This is a genomic window from Kosakonia sp. MH5, assembly GCF_009935945.1.
In the GTDB taxonomy this organism is placed as follows: Bacteria; Pseudomonadota; Gammaproteobacteria; order Enterobacterales; family Enterobacteriaceae; genus Kosakonia; species Kosakonia radicincitans.
The window spans coordinates 89,429-106,306 of sequence record NZ_QODH01000009.1; the positions used below are offsets into that span (position 1 = coordinate 89,429).

Here is a 16,878-nt window from a genome sequence, read left to right on the forward strand (position 1 = left end):
AGCGAGATGTGATGATGATATCGATAAAAACCGCCTTGTACAGGAGCAGCCCATTACTGGCCGCCTTCGCATTTTCAGCCCATGCTGATGACGATACTGCCGCGCAAAATGCGTTCACCCTGGGCATCGGTGGGCAATATGCCCCTCGCTACAGTGGCTCAGACAAACAACGCCTGCAAATGGTTCCGGTGATACAGGCACGCTGGAATGCGCTCTTTTTTGATTCGCAAAAGGGGCTGGGTTACGACTTACAGGCCGATAACGGTCTCTATTTCGAACATACGCTCGGTTATGGTCTGGGTCGTGCTGATAGCAACTCCGGCTGGCGCGATGGCGCAAACAATTTAAAAGGGATGGGTAACATTGATGCCACCCTCAATACGGCCATGGCTGTCGGCTGGAGCATTACCCCGTGGCTTAACATTGAAGGCAAAGCCACCCTTCCCCTGACCGACGGCCAGGGCGTGCAATACCAGACATCGCTGGCGTTAATCCCGCTGCAAACCACCAGCGATACGTTGGCTTTTCAGTCTGCCGCGCTGTTTGGCGATAGCCGATATATGAACACTTTTTATGGCGTCAGCAGAGAGCAAAGTCTGCGTAGTGGATACGCTCGCTATGCGGCGGCGGCGGGGTTCTATGGGGTGAACAGTGACCTGACGTGGAATCATCAATTTGATGAACACTGGGGAGCAATGATCAGTGTCGGTTATAGTTGGTTAAGCGACCATGCCGCAGACAGCCCGCTGGTGCAGCGCCGTAATGAAGGTACTGGCGTGTTGGCCATTCTTTATACCTTCTAGAGGGTTCAGAAAGGCAAACCTGCCCGCTTTGCTCTGATGCCGCAGTCATTATGGACATAAGCCGCTCTCCGGCTTTTCTGCAACCTCCGGAGAGCGGGTTCCCCGCACTAGTCGCTTTGCACAACCCAATGAAGTTTATTGACCTGGAAACCCAGACGCTGCGCAACCGCGAGATAATGTTGCTTCACGGCATCCGGAATGGTCGGCGTGCGTGAGAGGATCCACAGGTAATCGCGGTTTGGCCCACTCACCAGCGCGTAGTGATAGTCGTCATCGAGAGCAATAACGTTATAGCCGCCATAGAACGGGCCAAAGAACGAGACCTTCAGCGCGGCGGTCGTCGGCGACCCGGTAAACAAGGCTTTGCCTTCACTCTCACGCCACTTTTGCTTTTGCGGATCGTAACCCCGGTTCAGCACGCTGATTGCCCCGTCGCGACGCTGGCCATAGGTCGCGGTAACCTGCTCCAGGCCGCGTTCAAAGCGGTTTTCCAGCCGTGCGATTTCATACCATTTGCCAAGATAGCGGCTGGCATCAAAGCCGGTGACGGGCTGTACGCCTTTCGGCGGAGTGGGCGACTTGCAAGCCACCAGCGTCAGTGCAACCGCTACGCCGGTCAAAACAGGCCAGAATTTCATGTGCGCTCCTTTTCTCTGCAGCATCAAGTGTGCGTGGATACCGGGCTTCTGTTTTATCTATTCTCGCTGATAAATCGCTTAAGAAAGCGACCTATAACCAATTGAAATAAAATAGTAATCAAAATAATTTTTGTCAAAATTTGGACAAAATCTATCGATTGTATAGATTTTAACTATACTCCGGGACGCTGTTGTCCATCGTAAAGATACGCATATGCAATCCGTCGTTGAACGGTTGGTGGTTTACTATGGGCAGGAGATTGAAAAATTGCGTATACCCGCGCCTTACTGACTGAAAAATATCGGTATTCCCCCCTTTTTCATGAGTTGTAAATTCGCAAAATCGGGACAAATGTTACGTTGAAAGATTTTCGATAAACTGGGCAAAAAGGAATTTATTCTGGTATAAAGTTGAAAAGTCCGAACATGAGAATTCTGACCAGCATGGGTCGTTTTCGGGCTTGGTGCTGTAACTGCCTGTAAAAAGGGCAGATAAAAAAAGACCGAATACGATTCCTGTATTCGGTCCAGGGAAATGGCTCTTGGGAGAGAGCCGTGCGCTAAAAGTTGGCATTAATGCAGGCTAAGTCGCCTGGCACTTTAAGAATAGATGACGGCGTCAGCTTTTCCAGTCCGCGACAAAAGTGGTCAGAAAAATTAGCTAATCGTCACGCTAAAAAATGCAAAAACCGCAAGACTTGCTCAGACAGGCTTGCGGTTTTTTATTAAATATCAGGCTCCTAATGTAGCCAGTTAACAAAGTTTCTCAGCCCGGGCGATAAACGGTTCAAGGCTCATCTTTTCGCCGGGTTTTGCGGGATCATTAACCTGAATAATGCTGATCGGCTGCCCACTGGCTTTACCGCTGGCGACCTGCTTTTCCGCCACATCATTCAGTGGGTATTGCACCAGCGTGCTGGGATTGATGGCATAAAGCGCGTGTCCGGGACGGCAGGTCAGCATGATCTCTTCGCGATCAAATGCCCATTTGTCTTTGCCAATTTCAAAGCGGCTGACGGTGATCACCTGCGGTGCAGCCAGTGCCACACCTGAACATGTCAGCATTAACAATCCTAATAAGTTCTTTTTCATTCTTTCCGCCAGGTTCAGTCAAAAAGGTTCCCATGTCGCAAAAAGGCTCACTGCGGCAAGCACCAGCGCGCCCAACCCCAGTTCGGCCCAGGTCAGGACGATAAATCGCTGCCGCGCGGCATCATTATGCCGATTCAGACGCGGCACCAGAACATACCGATTCACAAGGGCAATTACCACCATCAGCGCCACAAGCGCACATTTCAGCAACAGCATCCGCCCCCAGTCATTTTGCCAGGGGCGCGCTACGCCTTCGATCAACAGTGTATTAACCACACCGGTGGCCAGCACGCCCGCGACCGCAAAATGGCCATAGCGGGAAAAACGCAGCATGGCCGAGATGGCCGCCGGGCGTGACTGCCCATGGGCCAGGCGCATGCAAAACAGTACCGGCAGCAATCCGCCGATCCACATCGCTGCGCAAAGCAGATGCAGCGCATGATTGCCACGCTGAAGAACACCCATCGCCCCTTCGCGCATTGCAGCGTGTCCGACTCCCGCCGCCAGCAGAAACTGGATCGCCAGCAGCACGAAGATGCGCCGCTGTTGTTGAGGCTGAAGGAACAGGCTTATCAGCGTCAGGAGGGAAAAAATAATTTGCCATGCCCAGATTGTGCCAAAACCGGTCGCCGCTACCGCCAGCCAGGTCGAGGGTTGCCAGACATCTCCCCATCCCTCCCCCATTAGCCCCCCCTGGAAAGCAAACATCAGGATCGCGCTAAGGGCGCTCAGCCATAAACATCCACGCAGAAGAGGAAGAAAGTGGCGGGTCATCAGATGCTCCAGGCTGCGCGGAGCCAGCCACGCGCTGAACAGCGCGCAGCCAAACGAAAGCATCAGGGCAGCGAAATGCACAAATCGCAACCCAACAAAAGCGGTCTCCAGCATTTGTTACTTCACAGAAAAGTGATACTGGCCGCTGGTTTTGTGCCCATCAACGGAAACCACATGCCAGTTAACGGTATAATCGCCCGGCGTCAACGGTTGCTCCAGCGGAACGATCATCTGCTTTTTGTCATTCTCATTGCGCTTTACTGTGCCGGTCCTGATAATTTGTTGCTGCGCACCGGTTACCGAGATGCCGCTGAATTTCGGTTCGATACCTTCCGAGAAATTCAGCGTTAGCGCCTGCGGCGCAGCGGTTACTGCCGCATCGGCGGCCGGATATTGCCCCTTGAGATGCGCATGTGCCAGCACTGCAGGTGCCGTAAAAAGGCTGGCGATGAGCACCGCTGTTCGCCAGTGTGCGTAAGAAGAGATGGACATAGAGTTCATTCCTTTTTGTTATACATTTAGGGGAAAGAATAACCCTGTACAATATTCGCGTCGAGTATCATTGCCGGTGTACTTGTCTTTCTGCGACAGGCTTAGTAACTTTTGCCGCGTGAACCCAGGAGAAAATCATGATTACCAATCTTGCGCAGCTTGAACAGGATGAGATGGACAAGGTCAATGTCGATCTTGCTGCCGCGGGCGTTGCCTTTAAAGAACGCTACAACATGCCGGTGATTGCGGAAGCCGTGGAGCGTGAACAACCGGAGCACCTGCGTAACTGGTTTCGCGAGCGTTTAATCGCTCATCGTCTGGCTTCCGTTTCGCTTTCACGTCTGCCTTATGAGCCTAAAGCTAAATAACGGAGCCGGTTATGTTACGTGTTATCGATACCGAAACCTGCGACCTGCAAGGCGGGGTGGTGGAAATTGCCTCCGTTGACGTGGTTGACGGAAAGATAGTCAATCCGATGAGCCATCTGGTCCGGCCCGATCGCCCTATCAGCCCGCAGGCGATGGCCATCCATCACATAACAGAATCGATGGTGGCTAATCAGCCGTGGATTGAAGAGATTGTGCCGCACTACTATGGCAGTAACTGGTACGTGGCGCATAACGCCAGTTTTGACCGCCGCGTGCTGCCAGAAATGCCGGGCGAATGGATCTGCACCATGAAGCTGGCGCGCCGTCTCTGGCCGGGAATCAAATACAGCAACATGGCGCTGTATAAATCCCGCAAACTGAGCGTACAGACGCCGCCGGGGCTGCATCATCACCGGGCGTTATACGACTGCTATATCACCGCCGCGTTGTTGATCGACATTATGCAGGTTTCCGGCTGGACGCCGGATCAGATGGCGACTGTGACCGGCCGCCCGGCGCTGGTCGCCACCTTCACATTTGGCAAATACCGCGGCAAAGCGGTGTCTGAGATTGCCGACCGCGATCCGGGTTACCTGCGCTGGCTGTTCAATAACCTGGAGCGCATGAGCCCGGAACTGCGACTGACGTTAAAGCACTATCTCGGCGACGATTAATGTACCTCGTGTCCGGGTAAGGTGCCCTGCGTCAGGGCAATCAGAAAAGCATACTCCAGCGCCACGCCTTCATAGGATTTAAAACGCCCGGATTTTCCTCCGTGCCCGGAATCCATATCGGTACAGAGCAGCAGCAAATTATTGTCCGTTTTATACTCACGCAGTTTTGCCACCCACTTCGCCGGTTCCCAGTACTGCACCTGCGAATCATGCAGCCCGGTCGTTACCAGCATGTGCGGGTAACCGTGAGCCTCGACGTTGTCATAAGGGCTGTAGCCTTTGATGTAGTGATAGTACGTTTCATCCTGCGGATTCCCCCACTCTTCAAACTCACCGGTGGTCAGCGGAATAGATTCATCCAGCATGGTGGTCACAACATCAACAAAGGGCACCTGGGCAATAACGCCATGAAATAGCGCGGGACGCTGATTGATGACTGCGCCGATCAGCATACCGCCAGCGCTTCCCCCCATGCCGTAGCAGAAGAGCGGCGAACCATATCCCTGCGCCAGCAGCGAATCGGTGACATCAATAAAATCATTGAAGGTATTTTTCTTGTTGAGGAATTTTCCCTCTTCATACCACGATTGCCCCAGCTCACCGCCGCCGCGTACGTGCGCGATGGCAAACACAAAGCCACGATCGAGCAGGCTCAGGCGGCTGCTGCTAAAATCTGCATCCATACTGGCGCCATAGGATCCATACCCGTAGACCAGCAGCGGATTTTCACCTTTGCGGAATAAGGTGTGGTTGTAGACCAGCGAGACCGGTACTTCGACGCCATCTCTGGCGTGGATCCACAGGTGTTCACTGCGATAGTGGCTGGCATCGAAACCAGCGACTTCAACCTGCTTCAGCACACGCCGCTCGCCGGTATCCATATCCAGTTCAAAAAGCGTATCCGGCGTGGTCATCGACGAGTAGCCGTAGCGTAAACGCGAGGTTTCCGGTTCCGGGTTATATGCCAGCCAGGTGACATAGGCCGGATCGTCAAACGCAATGCCCACCACTTCCCGCGTCTTACGGTTGATCTGCCGCAGGCTGGTTAAACCGCGCTGCCGTTCCTCAACCACCAGCCAGTCGCTGAAGAGCGTAAACCCTTCCAGCATCACCTGTTCGCGCGCCGGGATCAGCACTTCCCAGCGCCTTTCATCGCGCACTTTGGTGCGATACAGGCCAAAGTTTTTGCCTTCGCGGTTAGAACGCAGGTAAAAAGTGTGCTGGAAATGGTCAAGGTTGTACTCATGCTCTTTGCGTCTTGGCAAAAAACAGAGCGGCTGCGCATCAGGTAGCTCTGCGTCGAGAAGCAGCACTTCGCTGGTGGTAGCGCTGGTAAGGTGGATTGTGATGTAGTGCTGCGAGGTCGTTTTGCCCAAACCGACATAGAAGGTCTCATCCTGCTCTTCGTACACCAGTTCATCCTGCTGCGCCGGTTCTCCGACGGTGTGGCGCCACACCTGATAAGGTAACAGCGTGGTTGCATGCTTGCGCACGTAGTAGAGCGTTTCGGAGTCATTAACCCAGACAAAATCCGGTGAGACGTTATCCAGCACTTCCGGGTACCAGTTGCCGGTTTCAAGGTTACGAAAACGCAAACCATACTGGCGGCGCGATAAAAAGTCTTCGGCTATCGCCATGATGGCATTGTCTGGCGAAACTTCCAGGCCGCCGAGCGTATAGAATTCGCTGTGTGATGCGCGCTGGTTGGCATCCAGCAGCACCGTCCACTCATCCCACTCGGCGCTCAGTACCGACTGACGCTGGTAGATTGCATACTCATTACCCGGTTCGTAAATGTGCCGATAGCGATAACCATTTCTGACATAGGGCGCGGAAACTTCACGTTGCGGTATGCGTGAAATGATCTCCTGCAGCACCTCATCCTGTAACGCCTGTTGTGACGCCATCATTTTGCGGCCGTAATCATTTTCCTGACGCAGATAGTCAAGCACCTCTGGCTGCGAGCGGGTATCGTCTCGCAGCCAGTAATAGTTATCAACGCGCGTATCGCCATGCGTGGTGATTGCGTGTGGGATCAGTTTTGCTTTCGGCGGCATAGTATTGTTCTTTTTTGTTTAACACACTTGTAAGGTTGGCAAAACCCGCGCGTGATGCAAGCGAAACCACACTGTAATCAGAATCAAGCGGTAAGTTTTTGCTGCTTTATATCCTCTTCTATCTCCTCACGAACTGCCTGCGGGATCTGTAACGCATCTCCCAATGCATTCAGATAGCTGCGTTCCATAAAGTGATCGATATCGATAACGGCACAGCTGAGATACCAGAGTTCCAGCGCCTCTTCTTCATTCTGTACGTCCTGCGCCAGGCGTGCGGGATCCAGCGGTTGTTCAATTGCCTGCGCAACCAACTGCCGCCCCTGCTCTTCCACCCCGGCTTCACGAAGTTGCTGCTCGATAGCGGCTCGTTCTTTGTCGTCGATATGACCATCGCTTTTCGCCGCAAAAACCAGGGCCAGGATCAGCCGCTCCGTGCGCACATCCAGCGGAGATTGCTGCTGACCGTATTGCGGCTCACCCTGATGCGCGTTACGGATACGGTCTTTGTATTTATTCCACAGCACCGTACCGGCGACCGCGCCGCCGCCAACCAGCAGTGCGCTGGTACCGTATTTAGCAAGAAACTTACGTGAGGATTTACTGGCAACGAGCAGGCCGGCAAGGCCACCCAGAGCGCCCGGCGCCAGCAGGTTATGTAACCTCTGCTCGCCTGAAGATGAGGGATCCGCATTATCTTTCGAACCCAGCAACGACTGTATTTGATTCAACCAGCTCATAATGCCCTCGCTTATCTATGTGTGGTTGCCCAGAGTAAGCGAGGGGGATGTCAGGAAGTGTCTGTAGCGGCAAAAGATGAGAAAATTATTGCGTTACGGCTGTGGCTGGTACTCTGCCGTACCCGCTTTGCAATCGACGGCCACGCGGTAGTGAATATCCATATTTTTACTGCGAACCGTGAGCGGTACCGTCCATTTATCACGCTTGCCGACGATCTCTTTCGGATTCACCCAGGCGACCGGATCGGCCTGCCCCAGTTTTTTCTGATCGTCAGCCCAGCGCACAATGCGATTTTGCAGATAGTCACGCTTAACGCTGGCCGCGATCCCATCAGCATCAAGACCTTCACAAGAAGGGAACTTTACCGATTTATCCGTTGTAGCGTGCGCCATGGTACTGCCTGCCAGCAAAAGCAGACCTGTAAAAACTCCTGCTATTTTCATGCTTATCTCCTGGTACTTACTTGTCCAGTCAAAAGCATGGTACAAATTGCTGGCAGCGCAAGATCAGGCGACTTTCGCGCGCTTCTGCGCGCTTTTAATATCCACTGCGTCTGTCGGTTCAGCATCATCAGAAGCAGCCGCTGCAGCAGGTTCTTCCGCTTCAGCGCCTGGCAATTTGCCGGATTTCAGAATACCGCTCAGCGCATCTTTCTGTTCGGCAAGCCACAGCGCCATTTGATCGCGCATCTCATCTTCCAGCGCTACCGGGCCGGTACCTAACCAGTCGCCCAGCACTTCCGCCAGATCGAGCATTTTATCGTAAGCATCAGCTTCCTTTTTGCTGGCAAAAGACATTTTTTCCTCACCTTCACGAATGACTACGTATTTAACTTCTACCGCCATGATGCAGCCTCATTCAACTGTGTATTTATACAGTATAGTAGCGCGATGAAAAAAGCATCGCAAGGGATAAAAGACAGACGCAAACGTTTTCGTTTATACTGCGCCCAGTTTTTTTCCCCAACGGTAAGATGCTATGACTCTTTTAGGTACTGCGCTGCGCCCTGCAGCTACTCGCGTGATGTTACTCGGCTCTGGCGAACTGGGTAAGGAAGTGGCCATTGAATGTCAACGACTGGGCATTGAAGTGATCGCGGTTGATCGCTACGCTGATGCGCCCGCCATGCATGTGGCGCACCGTTCACATGTGATCAATATGCTTGATGGTGATGCGCTGAAGGCGCTGGTCGCGCAAGAAAAACCGCATTTTATCGTGCCAGAAATCGAAGCTATCGCCACCGACACGCTACTGGAACTGGAAGCGCAAGGCCAGCATGTGGTGCCCTGCGCCCGTGCCACAAAGTTGACCATGAACCGTGAAGGCATTCGTCGCCTGGCGGCGGAAGAGTTGCAGTTACCGACATCCAGCTACCGCTTTGCCGACAGTGAAGCGGCTTTTCGCGATGCCGTCGCTGAGATAGGTTTGCCCTGTATCGTAAAACCGGTGATGAGCTCCTCCGGTAAAGGCCAGAGCTTTATTAAAAGCGCAGAGCAACTGACGAAAGCCTGGGAATACGCCCAACAGGGCGGCCGTGCGGGTGCCGGGCGGGTGATTGTCGAAGGCGTGGTCAACTTTGATTTTGAAATCACGCTTCTGACCATCAGCGCCGCTGATGGCGTCCATTTTTGCGCGCCGGTCGGCCACCACCAGGAAGAGGGTGATTATCGCGAATCCTGGCAGCCGCAGCAGATGTCGCCGCTGGCGCTGGAACGCGCGCAGGCGATTGCCAGCAAAGTCGTACTGGCGCTGGGCGGCTATGGGCTGTTTGGCGTTGAGCTGTTCGTTTGCGGCGATGAAGTGATTTTCAGCGAGGTCTCTCCTCGCCCGCATGATACCGGGATGGTGACGCTGATTTCACAGGATCTCTCGGAGTTCGCGCTGCATGTCCGTGCTTTCCTCGGTTTACCGATTGGCGACATCCGCCAGTACGGCCCGGCTGCTTCGGCAGTGATCCTGCCGCGCCTGCGCAGCCAGAATGTGACCTTCGATAACGTGCAAAATGCGCTCGCCGCCGGTGTGCAACTGCGTCTTTTTGGAAAACCTGAAATCGACGGCTCCCGCCGCATGGGCGTTGCGCTGGCTGTGGCAGAAAATGTCGAAATGGCCGTAGAGCGCGCAGTTGCCGCCGCCGCGGCAGTTCAGGTTAAAGGCTAAAAAAAGCCCGGAGGCGCTCATCGCTTTCCGGGCTTTTCTGCACAAGGCGGGTAAACCCCCGCCCGCGAGATTACTGTTTCGCGCCTTCTACCGCTTCGCGCGCCAGTTTGGTGATGCGATCGTAATCACCCGCTTCCAGCGCATCTGCCGGCACCAGCCAGGAACCGCCGATGCACAGTACGCTTTTCAGCGCCAGGTAATCACGGTAGTTAGCCGGGGAGATCCCGCCAGTCGGGCAGAAACGAACCTGAGAGAACGGACCCGCAATCGCCTGCAACGCTTTAGTGCCGCCGTTTGCTTCCGCCGGGAAGAATTTGAACTCTTTCAGACCGTAGTCCATGCCCAGCATCAACTCAGAAACGGTGCTGATGCCCGGGATCAGCGGGATAGTACCTTCGGTCGCGGCTTTCAGCAGCGGCTCGGTCAGACCCGGGCTGATAGCGAACTGCGCGCCAGCAGCGGTGACTTCCGCCAGCTGCTGCGGGTTCAGTACCGTACCGGCACCGATAATTGCGTCGGGCACTTCTTTTGCGATAGCGCGGATAGCATCAATTGCACAAGCCGTACGCAGGGTGACTTCCAGTACGCGAACGCCACCAGCAACCAGCGCTTTTGCCATCGGCACAGCGTGTTCCAGTTTGTTCACTACAATCACCGGCACTACCGGACCTGTTTTCAGAATTGCTTCTGCACTCGTTTTCCAGTTTTTCATCAGAGTTTTTCTCTCGCCAGAACTAAATCTTATCGTCTTAAAAAGTGATACAGGTTGCGCCCTGCTCCGCACCGGAGAGTTTCTCCCGCAGCGCGCCGAACAATTCGCGGCCTGTGCCCACGCGCATCGCGCTCAGGTCAGGAATATGCGGCTGACGTGCGGCAAGTTCGTTGTCATCAACCAGCAGCGTTAACTCGCCTGTCTGCCCGTTTACCCGGATAATATCGCCATCACGCACTTTCGCCAGCAATCCGCCATCGTATGCTTCTGGTGTAACGTGGATCGCCGACGGCACTTTACCTGATGCGCCTGACAGCCGTCCATCGGTAACTAATGCAATTTTGAAACGGCGGTCCAATAATACACCAAGTGGCGGCATGAGTTTATGTAATTCTGGCATGCCGTTCGCTTTTGGCCCTTGGTGACGAACAACCACCACGCAATCACGGTCCAGAAGGCCTGCTTCGAAGGCCGGTAAAACATCATGCTGGCTTTCAAAAATCACCGCTGGCGCTTCAATAACCTGATTTTCAACCGGTACTGCCGAGGTTTTCATCACTGCGCGCCCCAGATTGCCGCTCAGCACTTTGGTGCCGCCATGTTTCGAGAATGGCTGTTCGATGGTCGCAATGACGTCGGCATCCAGCGATGCAGCCGCGCCGTCACGCCAGTCCAGTTCGCCATTATTGAGCCACGGCTCCTGGGTGTAGCGCGTCAGGCCAAAGCCCGCCACGGTGTGAACATCTTCATGCAACAGACCGCCTTTCAGCAGTTCACGCATCAGCACCGGCACACCGCCGGCCGCCTGGAAGTGGTTAATGTCGGCCGGGCCATTCGGGTAGAGACGCGCCAGCAGCGGAACCACATCAGAAAGATCGGAGAAGTCATCCCAGTTGATGATGATCCCTGCTGCGCGCGCCATCGCCACCAGATGCATAGTGTGGTTGGTGGAGCCGCCTGTCGCCAGCAGCGAGACGATACCGTTCACCACAACTTTTTCATCAATCATTTTACCGAGCGGCATCCACTCGTTGCCATTGCCGGTCAGGCGGGTCACCTGACGGGCTGCCGCTTCAGTCAGTACACGGCGCAGAGGTGCATCCGGATGGACGAACGATGAGCCAGGCAGTTGCATACCCATAAACTCGATCACCATCTGGTTAGTGTTTGCGGTGCCGTAAAACGTACAGGTGCCTGGCGCATGATATGACGCGGCTTCTGATTCGAGCAGCGCCATACGATCGACTTTGCCTTCTGCATAAAGCTGGCGAATGCGTACTTTCTCTTTATTCGCCAGACCGCTCGCCATCGGACCAGACGGGATAAACACCGCCGGTAAATGACCAAATGACAGCGCCGCCATGGCCAGCCCCGGGACGATTTTGTCGCACACGCCAAGGTACAGCGCGCCATCAAACATATTGTGAGAAAGCCCTACCGCTGCCGACATCGCAATCACTTCGCGGCTCAGCAGGGAAAGTTCCATACCGTCCTGCCCCTGGGTTACGCCGTCGCACATTGCCGGAACGCCCCCCGCTACCTGACCTACCGCGTTCACCGAATGCAACGCTTTACGGATAATCTCCGGATAGACTTCGTAGGGCTGGTGAGCAGAAAGCATGTCGTTGTAGGAGGTGATAATGGCAATATTGTTGCGCAACATGCTTTTGAGGGAGGCTTTGTCGTCAGGCTGGCAGGCTGCAAATCCGTGTGCCAGGTTACCGCAGGCCAGTGTGGAACGGCGCACGGTGTTCGTTTTCGCCTGTTCGATGCGTGCGAGATAGGCTGAGCGGGTTTCGCGCGAACGTTCAATAATGCGATTTGTTACGCGTAACATTGTTGAGTTCATAAAGGCTCCTGAAATTTATCTGTCCGGGGGACCGCGTCAACAATGCCATAAGCCATAGTTATCAGACTGTAAACACCAAAACGCCGCGCCCCAAAGGCAAAATCGCTTCAGCCAGTGTAATAAAAAAAGCCCCGCTGGTGAATCCAGTCGGGGCCTGAAAGGTGAAAAATTATTCTGATATCTGTGCTAGATCATGTTACCGGTAAAATGAAATAACATTTGCCGCCAGAGAATCACTCAAACTCGTTCCACGAACGGCCGTCGCGGGTGATCATTGCCACCGAGGCAACCGGTCCCCAGGTACCTGCCTGATACGGTTTCGGCGCATCGTTGTCGGCTGCCCACGCTTCGGTGATGGAATCGACCCATTTCCAGGCTTCTTCTACTTCGTCACGACGCACGAACAGGGCCTGAATACCACGCATGGTTTCCAGCAGAAGGCGCTCGTAAGCATCAGCAAGATGCGTTTGATTAAAGGTTTCGGAGTAGCTGAGGTCGAGTTTGGTAATTTGCAGGTTGTGCTTATGATCCAGACCAGGAACCTTGTTAAGTACCTGAATATCCACACCTTCGTCCGGCTGCAAGCGAATGGTCAGTTTGTTCTGCGGCAGATCCTGCCAGGACTCTTTAAACAGGTTCAGCTCAGGCGTTTTAAAGTAGACTACAACTTCTGAACATTTGGTCGGCAGACGTTTACCGGTGCGCAGATAGAACGGCACGCCAGCCCAGCGCCAGTTATCGATATCGACACGAATAGCGACGAATGTTTCGGTATTACTGGATTTGTTCGCCCCCTCTTCTTCCAGGTAACCCGGCACTTTTTTGCCTTGCGCAAACCCGGCTGTGTACTGACCACGCACGGTTTTTTCGCGCACGTTGGTGCGATCGATACGGCGCAACGATTTCAGCACTTTCACTTTTTCATCACGAATACTGTCCGCAGTCAGATCGGACGGCGGCGACATGGCAATCATGCAGAGGATCTGCAACAGGTGGTTCTGGATCATGTCGCGCATCTGCCCGGCCTGGTCAAAATAGCCCCAGCGGCCTTCGATACCGACCTCTTCCGCCACGGTGATTTCCACGTGATCGATGGTACGGTTGTCCCAGTTGTTAACAAACAGGGAGTTGGCAAAGCGCAGCGCCAGCAGGTTAAGTACCGTCTCTTTACCCAGATAATGGTCGATGCGATATACCTGGCACTCTTCGAAGAACTCGCCCACCTGGTCGTTAATTTCCCGTGATGTCGCAAGCGATGTCCCCAGCGGCTTTTCCATCACGACACGCGCCGGTTTCGCATTCAGTTTTGCTTCACCCAGCCCCTTACAGATGGCGCCAAAGGTGCTCGGCGGCATGGCAAAGTAGTTGATAGTGGTGCGATTCTTCTGGTCCAGCATCGCACCGAGACGTTTGAATGCGGAGGTTTCGTTAACATCCAGATTGCAAAAATCCAGACGGCCACTCAGCTTATCCCACAGACTTTCGTCAATTTTTTCCTTCATAAAGGTTTCAAGCGCTTCACGAACAACCTTGGTATAGGCTTCCTTATCCCACTCGGCGCGACCGACCCCCAGGATACGTGTATCCGGATGGATCTGCCCCGCTTTTTCCAGTTGGTACAGTGAAGGCAGCAACTTCCGGCGTGCGAGGTCACCTTTCGCGCCGAAAATGACCAGGTCACACGCCTGGGCTGTTTGTACTACCGCCATGTCAATCTCCTCAGTTGGCTGTCCTGGAGCGTTAGCCAGGCCTTAGTTGTAATTTTATTACAGTACACTGTACTGCGTTTACGTAATTCCCGAAACTGTTACGCATTGTCAGGACGTGCGTTATTTTGTTGTGACAAAAAATCTGTTTTTTCGCCCTGAAAAAGCCGGTTATTTGCCCTGGAAACAGACGATAAAATCTGACTCTGATCATGTAATGAAAAAAAACAACATCATTTCTCATCATCACTTACCTTTCTGCTTCCCGCGGGGGTAATATCTGTTTAAAACGCATCACGATTCCATCTATCAGTGTAATCGTTTCACCATGAGCGCTTTATCACCCATGAATATGCTGGAAAAAATCCAGTCACGGCTGGAACACCTTAGCAAATCCGAACGGAAGGTCGCGGAAGTCATCCTCGCCGCTCCGGACCAGGCCATCCACTCCAGCATCGCTGCGCTGGCACAGGAAGCAGATGTCAGTGAACCGACGGTGAACCGTTTTTGCCGCAGCCTTGATACTCGTGGTTTCCCGGACTTCAAGTTGCATCTCGCGCAAAGTCTCGCCAACGGCACGCCCTATGTTAATCGAAATGTTGACGAAGATGACAGCGTAGAAGCCTATACCGGAAAAATCTTTGAGTCGGCAATGGCCAGCCTCGATCACGTCCGCCAGTCGCTGGATATGGCCGCCGTCAATCGCGCCGTCGATCTGTTGACCCAGGCGAAAAAAATCTCATTTTTCGGTCTCGGCTCGTCTGCCGCCGTTGCGCACGACGCCATGAACAAATTTTTCCGCTTCAACGTACCGGTGATTTACTCCGACGACATCGTGCTGCAACGCATGAGTTGTATGAATTGTAGCGATGATGACGTAGTTGTGCTGATTTCCCATACCGGAAGAACAAAAAACCTCGTTGAACTTGCGCAACTGGCGCGTGAAAACGACGCCATGGTCATTGCCCTGACGTCAGCGGATACGCCGCTTGCGCGCGAGGCTACGCTTGCTATCACGCTTGATGTACCGGAAGATACTGACATTTATATGCCCATGGTTTCCCGACTTGCGCAACTGACCGTCATTGACGTGCTGGCCACCGGTTTTACCTTGCGCCGAGGCGCAAAATTCAGGGATAACTTGAAGCGAGTCAAAGAAGCCCTGAAAGAATCGCGCTTTGATAAGGAGCTACTTATCAAAAGTGATAACCACTAATAGTTAATAACAAAGCAGTAACCTCTTACGCTGTTCGGTCAGGCGCATTGCCCTTCACAGCGGGGCGCTAAATGGCCGAATTCATGTTCACGCAACACCAAGTTGTTTCAGTCAACGGAGTATTACATGTCCAGAAGGCTTCGCAGGACCAAAATCGTAACCACTTTAGGCCCGGCCACTGACCGCGATAACAACCTTGAGAAGGTTATCGCTGCTGGCGCTAACGTGGTGCGTATGAACTTCTCACACGGAACACCTGAAGATCATAAATTACGTGCGGATAAGGTGCGTGAAATTGCGGCAAAACTGGGACGTCATGTTGCTATCCTTGGCGATTTGCAGGGCCCCAAAATTCGCGTTTCCACCTTCAAGGAAGGCAAAGTTTTCCTGAACGTTGGCGATAAATTCCTGCTTGACGCTAACCTGGGTAAAGGCGAAGGCGACAAAGAAAAAGTCGGCATCGACTATAAAGGCCTGCCAGCCGATGTGGTGACGGGTGATATCCTGCTGCTCGACGATGGTCGCGTGCAACTGAAAGTGCTCGAAGTTCAGGGCATGAAAGTGTTCACTGAGGTGACTGTCGGCGGGCCGCTCTCCAACAACAAAGGCATCAACAAACTGGGCGGCGGTCTCTCCGCTGAAGCCCTGACAGAGAAAGACAAAGCGGATATCGTTACTGCGGCGCTGATCGGCGTTGATTATCTGGCTGTCTCTTTCCCGCGCTGCGGCGAAGACCTGAACTACGCCCGCCGCCTGGCACGCGATGCAGGTTGCGACGCGAAGATCGTAGCGAAAGTCGAGCGTGCGGAAGCCGTTTGCGATCAGGACGCGATGGACGATGTGATCCTTGCTTCTGATGTCGTGATGGTGGCCCGTGGCGATCTCGGCGTTGAAATCGGCGATCCGGAACTGGTCGGTATTCAGAAAGCGTTGATCCGCCGTGCCCGTCAGCTGAACCGTGCGGTGATCACCGCCACGCAGATGATGGAGTCGATGATCACCAACCCGATGCCAACCCGCGCGGAAGTGATGGACGTCGCTAACGCCGTGCTCGACGGTACCGATGCCGTGATGCTCTCTGCGGAAACCGCCGCCGGTCAGTATCCATCTGAAACCGTAGCGGCAATGGCGCGCGTTTGTCTGGGTGCGGAAAAGATCCCAAGTATCAACGTTTCTAAACACCGCCTGGATATTCAGTTCGACAACGTAGAAGAAGCGATCGCGATGTCGGCGATGTACGCGGCCAATCACCTGAAAGGTGTAACCGCTATCATCTCCATGACTGAATCCGGCCGCACCGCCCTGATGACCTCACGTATCAGTTCCGGCCTGCCGATTTTCGCCCTCTCCCGCCATGAGCGCACCCTTAACCTGACAGCGCTCTATCGTGGCGTAACGCCGGTCTATTTCGACAGCGTTAACGAAGGTGTTGCCGCCGCTAACGATGCCGTTAATCTGCTGCGTGACAAAGGCTACCTGCTTTCCGGCGATCTGGTGATCGTGACTCAGGGTGATGTGATGAGCACCGTGGGCACCACCAATACCACGCGTATTCTGACCGTCGAATAACCGGCAACCAGAAAAGCAAAAGGCCTCTCGCTG

The 16,878-nt window shown here is 53.9% G+C and carries 17 protein-coding genes; 6 read left to right on the forward strand and 11 right to left on the reverse strand.

The annotated features are described in order from the left end of the window. Nucleotides 1–14 precede the first annotated feature (14 nt). Complete coding sequence (locus DK872_RS21250; protein WP_071921860.1) at nucleotides 15–803, forward strand: MipA/OmpV family protein; 789 nt, start codon at nucleotides 15–17, stop codon at nucleotides 801–803. Nucleotides 804–910: 107 nt separating this feature from the next. Here the strand turns inward: DK872_RS21250 and DK872_RS21255 are convergent, their stop codons facing one another. From DK872_RS21255 to yobA, 4 genes are all read right to left on the reverse strand, one after another. Continuing rightward, nucleotides 911–1,441 carry a lipocalin family protein gene (locus DK872_RS21255; RefSeq protein WP_007371608.1) on the reverse strand — a complete coding sequence of 177 codons (531 nt, stop codon included), beginning with the start codon at nucleotides 1,439–1,441 and terminating at the stop codon, nucleotides 911–913. 753 nt (nucleotides 1,442–2,194) lie between these two features. After that, nucleotides 2,195–2,533, reverse strand: coding sequence for a YebY family protein (locus tag DK872_RS21260; RefSeq protein ID WP_035887479.1), 339 nt, complete (start codon nucleotides 2,531–2,533; stop codon nucleotides 2,195–2,197). An 18-nt stretch (nucleotides 2,534–2,551) separates the two neighbouring features. Further along, a complete protein-coding gene (gene copD, locus DK872_RS21265) occupies nucleotides 2,552–3,421 on the reverse strand; it encodes a copper homeostasis membrane protein CopD (RefSeq protein WP_107146633.1) in 870 nt (289 codons plus the stop codon). A 3-nt stretch (nucleotides 3,422–3,424) separates the two neighbouring features. Next, a complete protein-coding gene (gene yobA / locus DK872_RS21270; protein WP_007371604.1) occupies nucleotides 3,425–3,799 on the reverse strand; it encodes a CopC domain-containing protein YobA in 375 nt (124 codons plus the stop codon). A gap of 137 nt (nucleotides 3,800–3,936) precedes the next feature. On the opposite strand from yobA, the gene DK872_RS21275 reads away from it, so the two are divergent. Next, nucleotides 3,937–4,167, forward strand: coding sequence for a DNA polymerase III subunit theta (locus tag DK872_RS21275; protein WP_007371603.1), 231 nt, complete (start codon nucleotides 3,937–3,939; stop codon nucleotides 4,165–4,167). A gap of 11 nt (nucleotides 4,168–4,178) precedes the next feature. Beyond that, a complete protein-coding gene (gene exoX / locus DK872_RS21280; RefSeq protein WP_071920971.1) occupies nucleotides 4,179–4,841 on the forward strand; it encodes an exodeoxyribonuclease X in 663 nt (220 codons plus the stop codon). Here the strand turns inward: exoX and ptrB are convergent. The 4 genes from ptrB to DK872_RS21300 all read right to left on the reverse strand — a co-directional run bounded on the left by ptrB (nucleotide 4,838) and on the right by DK872_RS21300 (nucleotide 8,481). Continuing rightward, complete coding sequence (ptrB, locus tag DK872_RS21285) at nucleotides 4,838–6,898, reverse strand: oligopeptidase B (RefSeq protein ID WP_161518798.1); 2,061 nt, start codon at nucleotides 6,896–6,898, stop codon at nucleotides 4,838–4,840. The genes exoX and ptrB overlap by 4 nt on opposite strands. 83 nt (nucleotides 6,899–6,981) lie before the next feature. Next, nucleotides 6,982–7,638 (reverse strand): tellurite resistance TerB family protein, encoded by a 657-nt coding sequence (locus tag DK872_RS21290; RefSeq protein WP_370520923.1) that lies wholly within the window; start codon nucleotides 7,636–7,638, stop codon nucleotides 6,982–6,984. Nucleotides 7,639–7,728: 90 nt separating this feature from the next. Then, entirely contained in the window at nucleotides 7,729–8,079 is a 351-nt protein-coding gene (gene yebF / locus DK872_RS21295) for a protein YebF (RefSeq protein ID WP_161518800.1), read from the reverse strand. 63 nt (nucleotides 8,080–8,142) lie between these two features. Continuing rightward, nucleotides 8,143–8,481, reverse strand: coding sequence for a YebG family protein (locus tag DK872_RS21300; protein WP_074777650.1), 339 nt, complete (start codon nucleotides 8,479–8,481; stop codon nucleotides 8,143–8,145). A gap of 133 nt (nucleotides 8,482–8,614) precedes the next feature. On the opposite strand from DK872_RS21300, the gene purT reads away from it, so the two are divergent. Beyond that, entirely contained in the window at nucleotides 8,615–9,793 is a 1,179-nt protein-coding gene (purT, locus tag DK872_RS21305; RefSeq protein ID WP_161518801.1) for a formate-dependent phosphoribosylglycinamide formyltransferase, read from the forward strand. A 70-nt stretch (nucleotides 9,794–9,863) separates the two neighbouring features. Here the strand turns inward: purT and kdgA are convergent, their stop codons facing one another. From kdgA to zwf, 3 genes are all read right to left on the reverse strand, one after another. Further along, complete coding sequence (gene kdgA, locus DK872_RS21310; RefSeq protein WP_007371596.1) at nucleotides 9,864–10,505, reverse strand: bifunctional 4-hydroxy-2-oxoglutarate aldolase/2-dehydro-3-deoxy-phosphogluconate aldolase; 642 nt, start codon at nucleotides 10,503–10,505, stop codon at nucleotides 9,864–9,866. 37 nt (nucleotides 10,506–10,542) lie between these two features. Continuing rightward, entirely contained in the window at nucleotides 10,543–12,354 is a 1,812-nt protein-coding gene (gene edd / locus DK872_RS21315; protein WP_007371595.1) for a phosphogluconate dehydratase, read from the reverse strand. A gap of 233 nt (nucleotides 12,355–12,587) precedes the next feature. After that, nucleotides 12,588–14,063, reverse strand: coding sequence for a glucose-6-phosphate dehydrogenase (gene zwf / locus DK872_RS21320; protein WP_007371594.1), 1,476 nt, complete (start codon nucleotides 14,061–14,063; stop codon nucleotides 12,588–12,590). 343 nt (nucleotides 14,064–14,406) lie between these two features. Here zwf and DK872_RS21325 point away from each other — a divergent pair, with 343 nt between their 5' ends. Together DK872_RS21325 and pyk are read left to right on the forward strand one after the other, a co-directional pair. After that, nucleotides 14,407–15,276 (forward strand): MurR/RpiR family transcriptional regulator, encoded by an 870-nt coding sequence (locus tag DK872_RS21325; protein WP_161518842.1) that lies wholly within the window; start codon nucleotides 14,407–14,409, stop codon nucleotides 15,274–15,276. A gap of 126 nt (nucleotides 15,277–15,402) precedes the next feature. Next, entirely contained in the window at nucleotides 15,403–16,845 is a 1,443-nt protein-coding gene (pyk, locus tag DK872_RS21330) for a pyruvate kinase (RefSeq protein WP_007371591.1), read from the forward strand. Nucleotides 16,846–16,878 lie beyond the last annotated feature (33 nt).

What these genes read in the sequence shown, in the direction of transcription:
- DK872_RS21250 (WP_071921860.1), top strand. Translation starts at nt 15, where the DNA reads ATGATATCGATAAAAACCGCCTTGTACAGGAGCAGCCCATTACTGGCC.
- DK872_RS21255 (WP_007371608.1), bottom strand. Translation starts at nt 1,441, where the DNA reads ATGAAATTCTGGCCTGTTTTGACCGGCGTAGCGGTTGCACTGACGCTG.
- DK872_RS21260 (WP_035887479.1), bottom strand. Translation starts at nt 2,533, where the DNA reads ATGAAAAAGAACTTATTAGGATTGTTAATGCTGACATGTTCAGGTGTG.
- copD (WP_107146633.1), bottom strand. Translation starts at nt 3,421, where the DNA reads ATGCTGGAGACCGCTTTTGTTGGGTTGCGATTTGTGCATTTCGCTGCC.
- yobA (WP_007371604.1), bottom strand. Translation starts at nt 3,799, where the DNA reads ATGTCCATCTCTTCTTACGCACACTGGCGAACAGCGGTGCTCATCGCC.
- DK872_RS21275 (WP_007371603.1), top strand. Translation starts at nt 3,937, where the DNA reads ATGATTACCAATCTTGCGCAGCTTGAACAGGATGAGATGGACAAGGTC.
- exoX (WP_071920971.1), top strand. Translation starts at nt 4,179, where the DNA reads ATGTTACGTGTTATCGATACCGAAACCTGCGACCTGCAAGGCGGGGTG.
- ptrB (WP_161518798.1), bottom strand. Translation starts at nt 6,898, where the DNA reads ATGCCGCCGAAAGCAAAACTGATCCCACACGCAATCACCACGCATGGC.
- yebF (WP_161518800.1), bottom strand. Translation starts at nt 8,079, where the DNA reads ATGAAAATAGCAGGAGTTTTTACAGGTCTGCTTTTGCTGGCAGGCAGT.
- DK872_RS21300 (WP_074777650.1), bottom strand. Translation starts at nt 8,481, where the DNA reads ATGGCGGTAGAAGTTAAATACGTAGTCATTCGTGAAGGTGAGGAAAAA.
- purT (WP_161518801.1), top strand. Translation starts at nt 8,615, where the DNA reads ATGACTCTTTTAGGTACTGCGCTGCGCCCTGCAGCTACTCGCGTGATG.
- kdgA (WP_007371596.1), bottom strand. Translation starts at nt 10,505, where the DNA reads ATGAAAAACTGGAAAACGAGTGCAGAAGCAATTCTGAAAACAGGTCCG.
- edd (WP_007371595.1), bottom strand. Translation starts at nt 12,354, where the DNA reads ATGAACTCAACAATGTTACGCGTAACAAATCGCATTATTGAACGTTCG.
- zwf (WP_007371594.1), bottom strand. Translation starts at nt 14,063, where the DNA reads ATGGCGGTAGTACAAACAGCCCAGGCGTGTGACCTGGTCATTTTCGGC.
- DK872_RS21325 (WP_161518842.1), top strand. Translation starts at nt 14,407, where the DNA reads ATGAATATGCTGGAAAAAATCCAGTCACGGCTGGAACACCTTAGCAAA.
- pyk (WP_007371591.1), top strand. Translation starts at nt 15,403, where the DNA reads ATGTCCAGAAGGCTTCGCAGGACCAAAATCGTAACCACTTTAGGCCCG.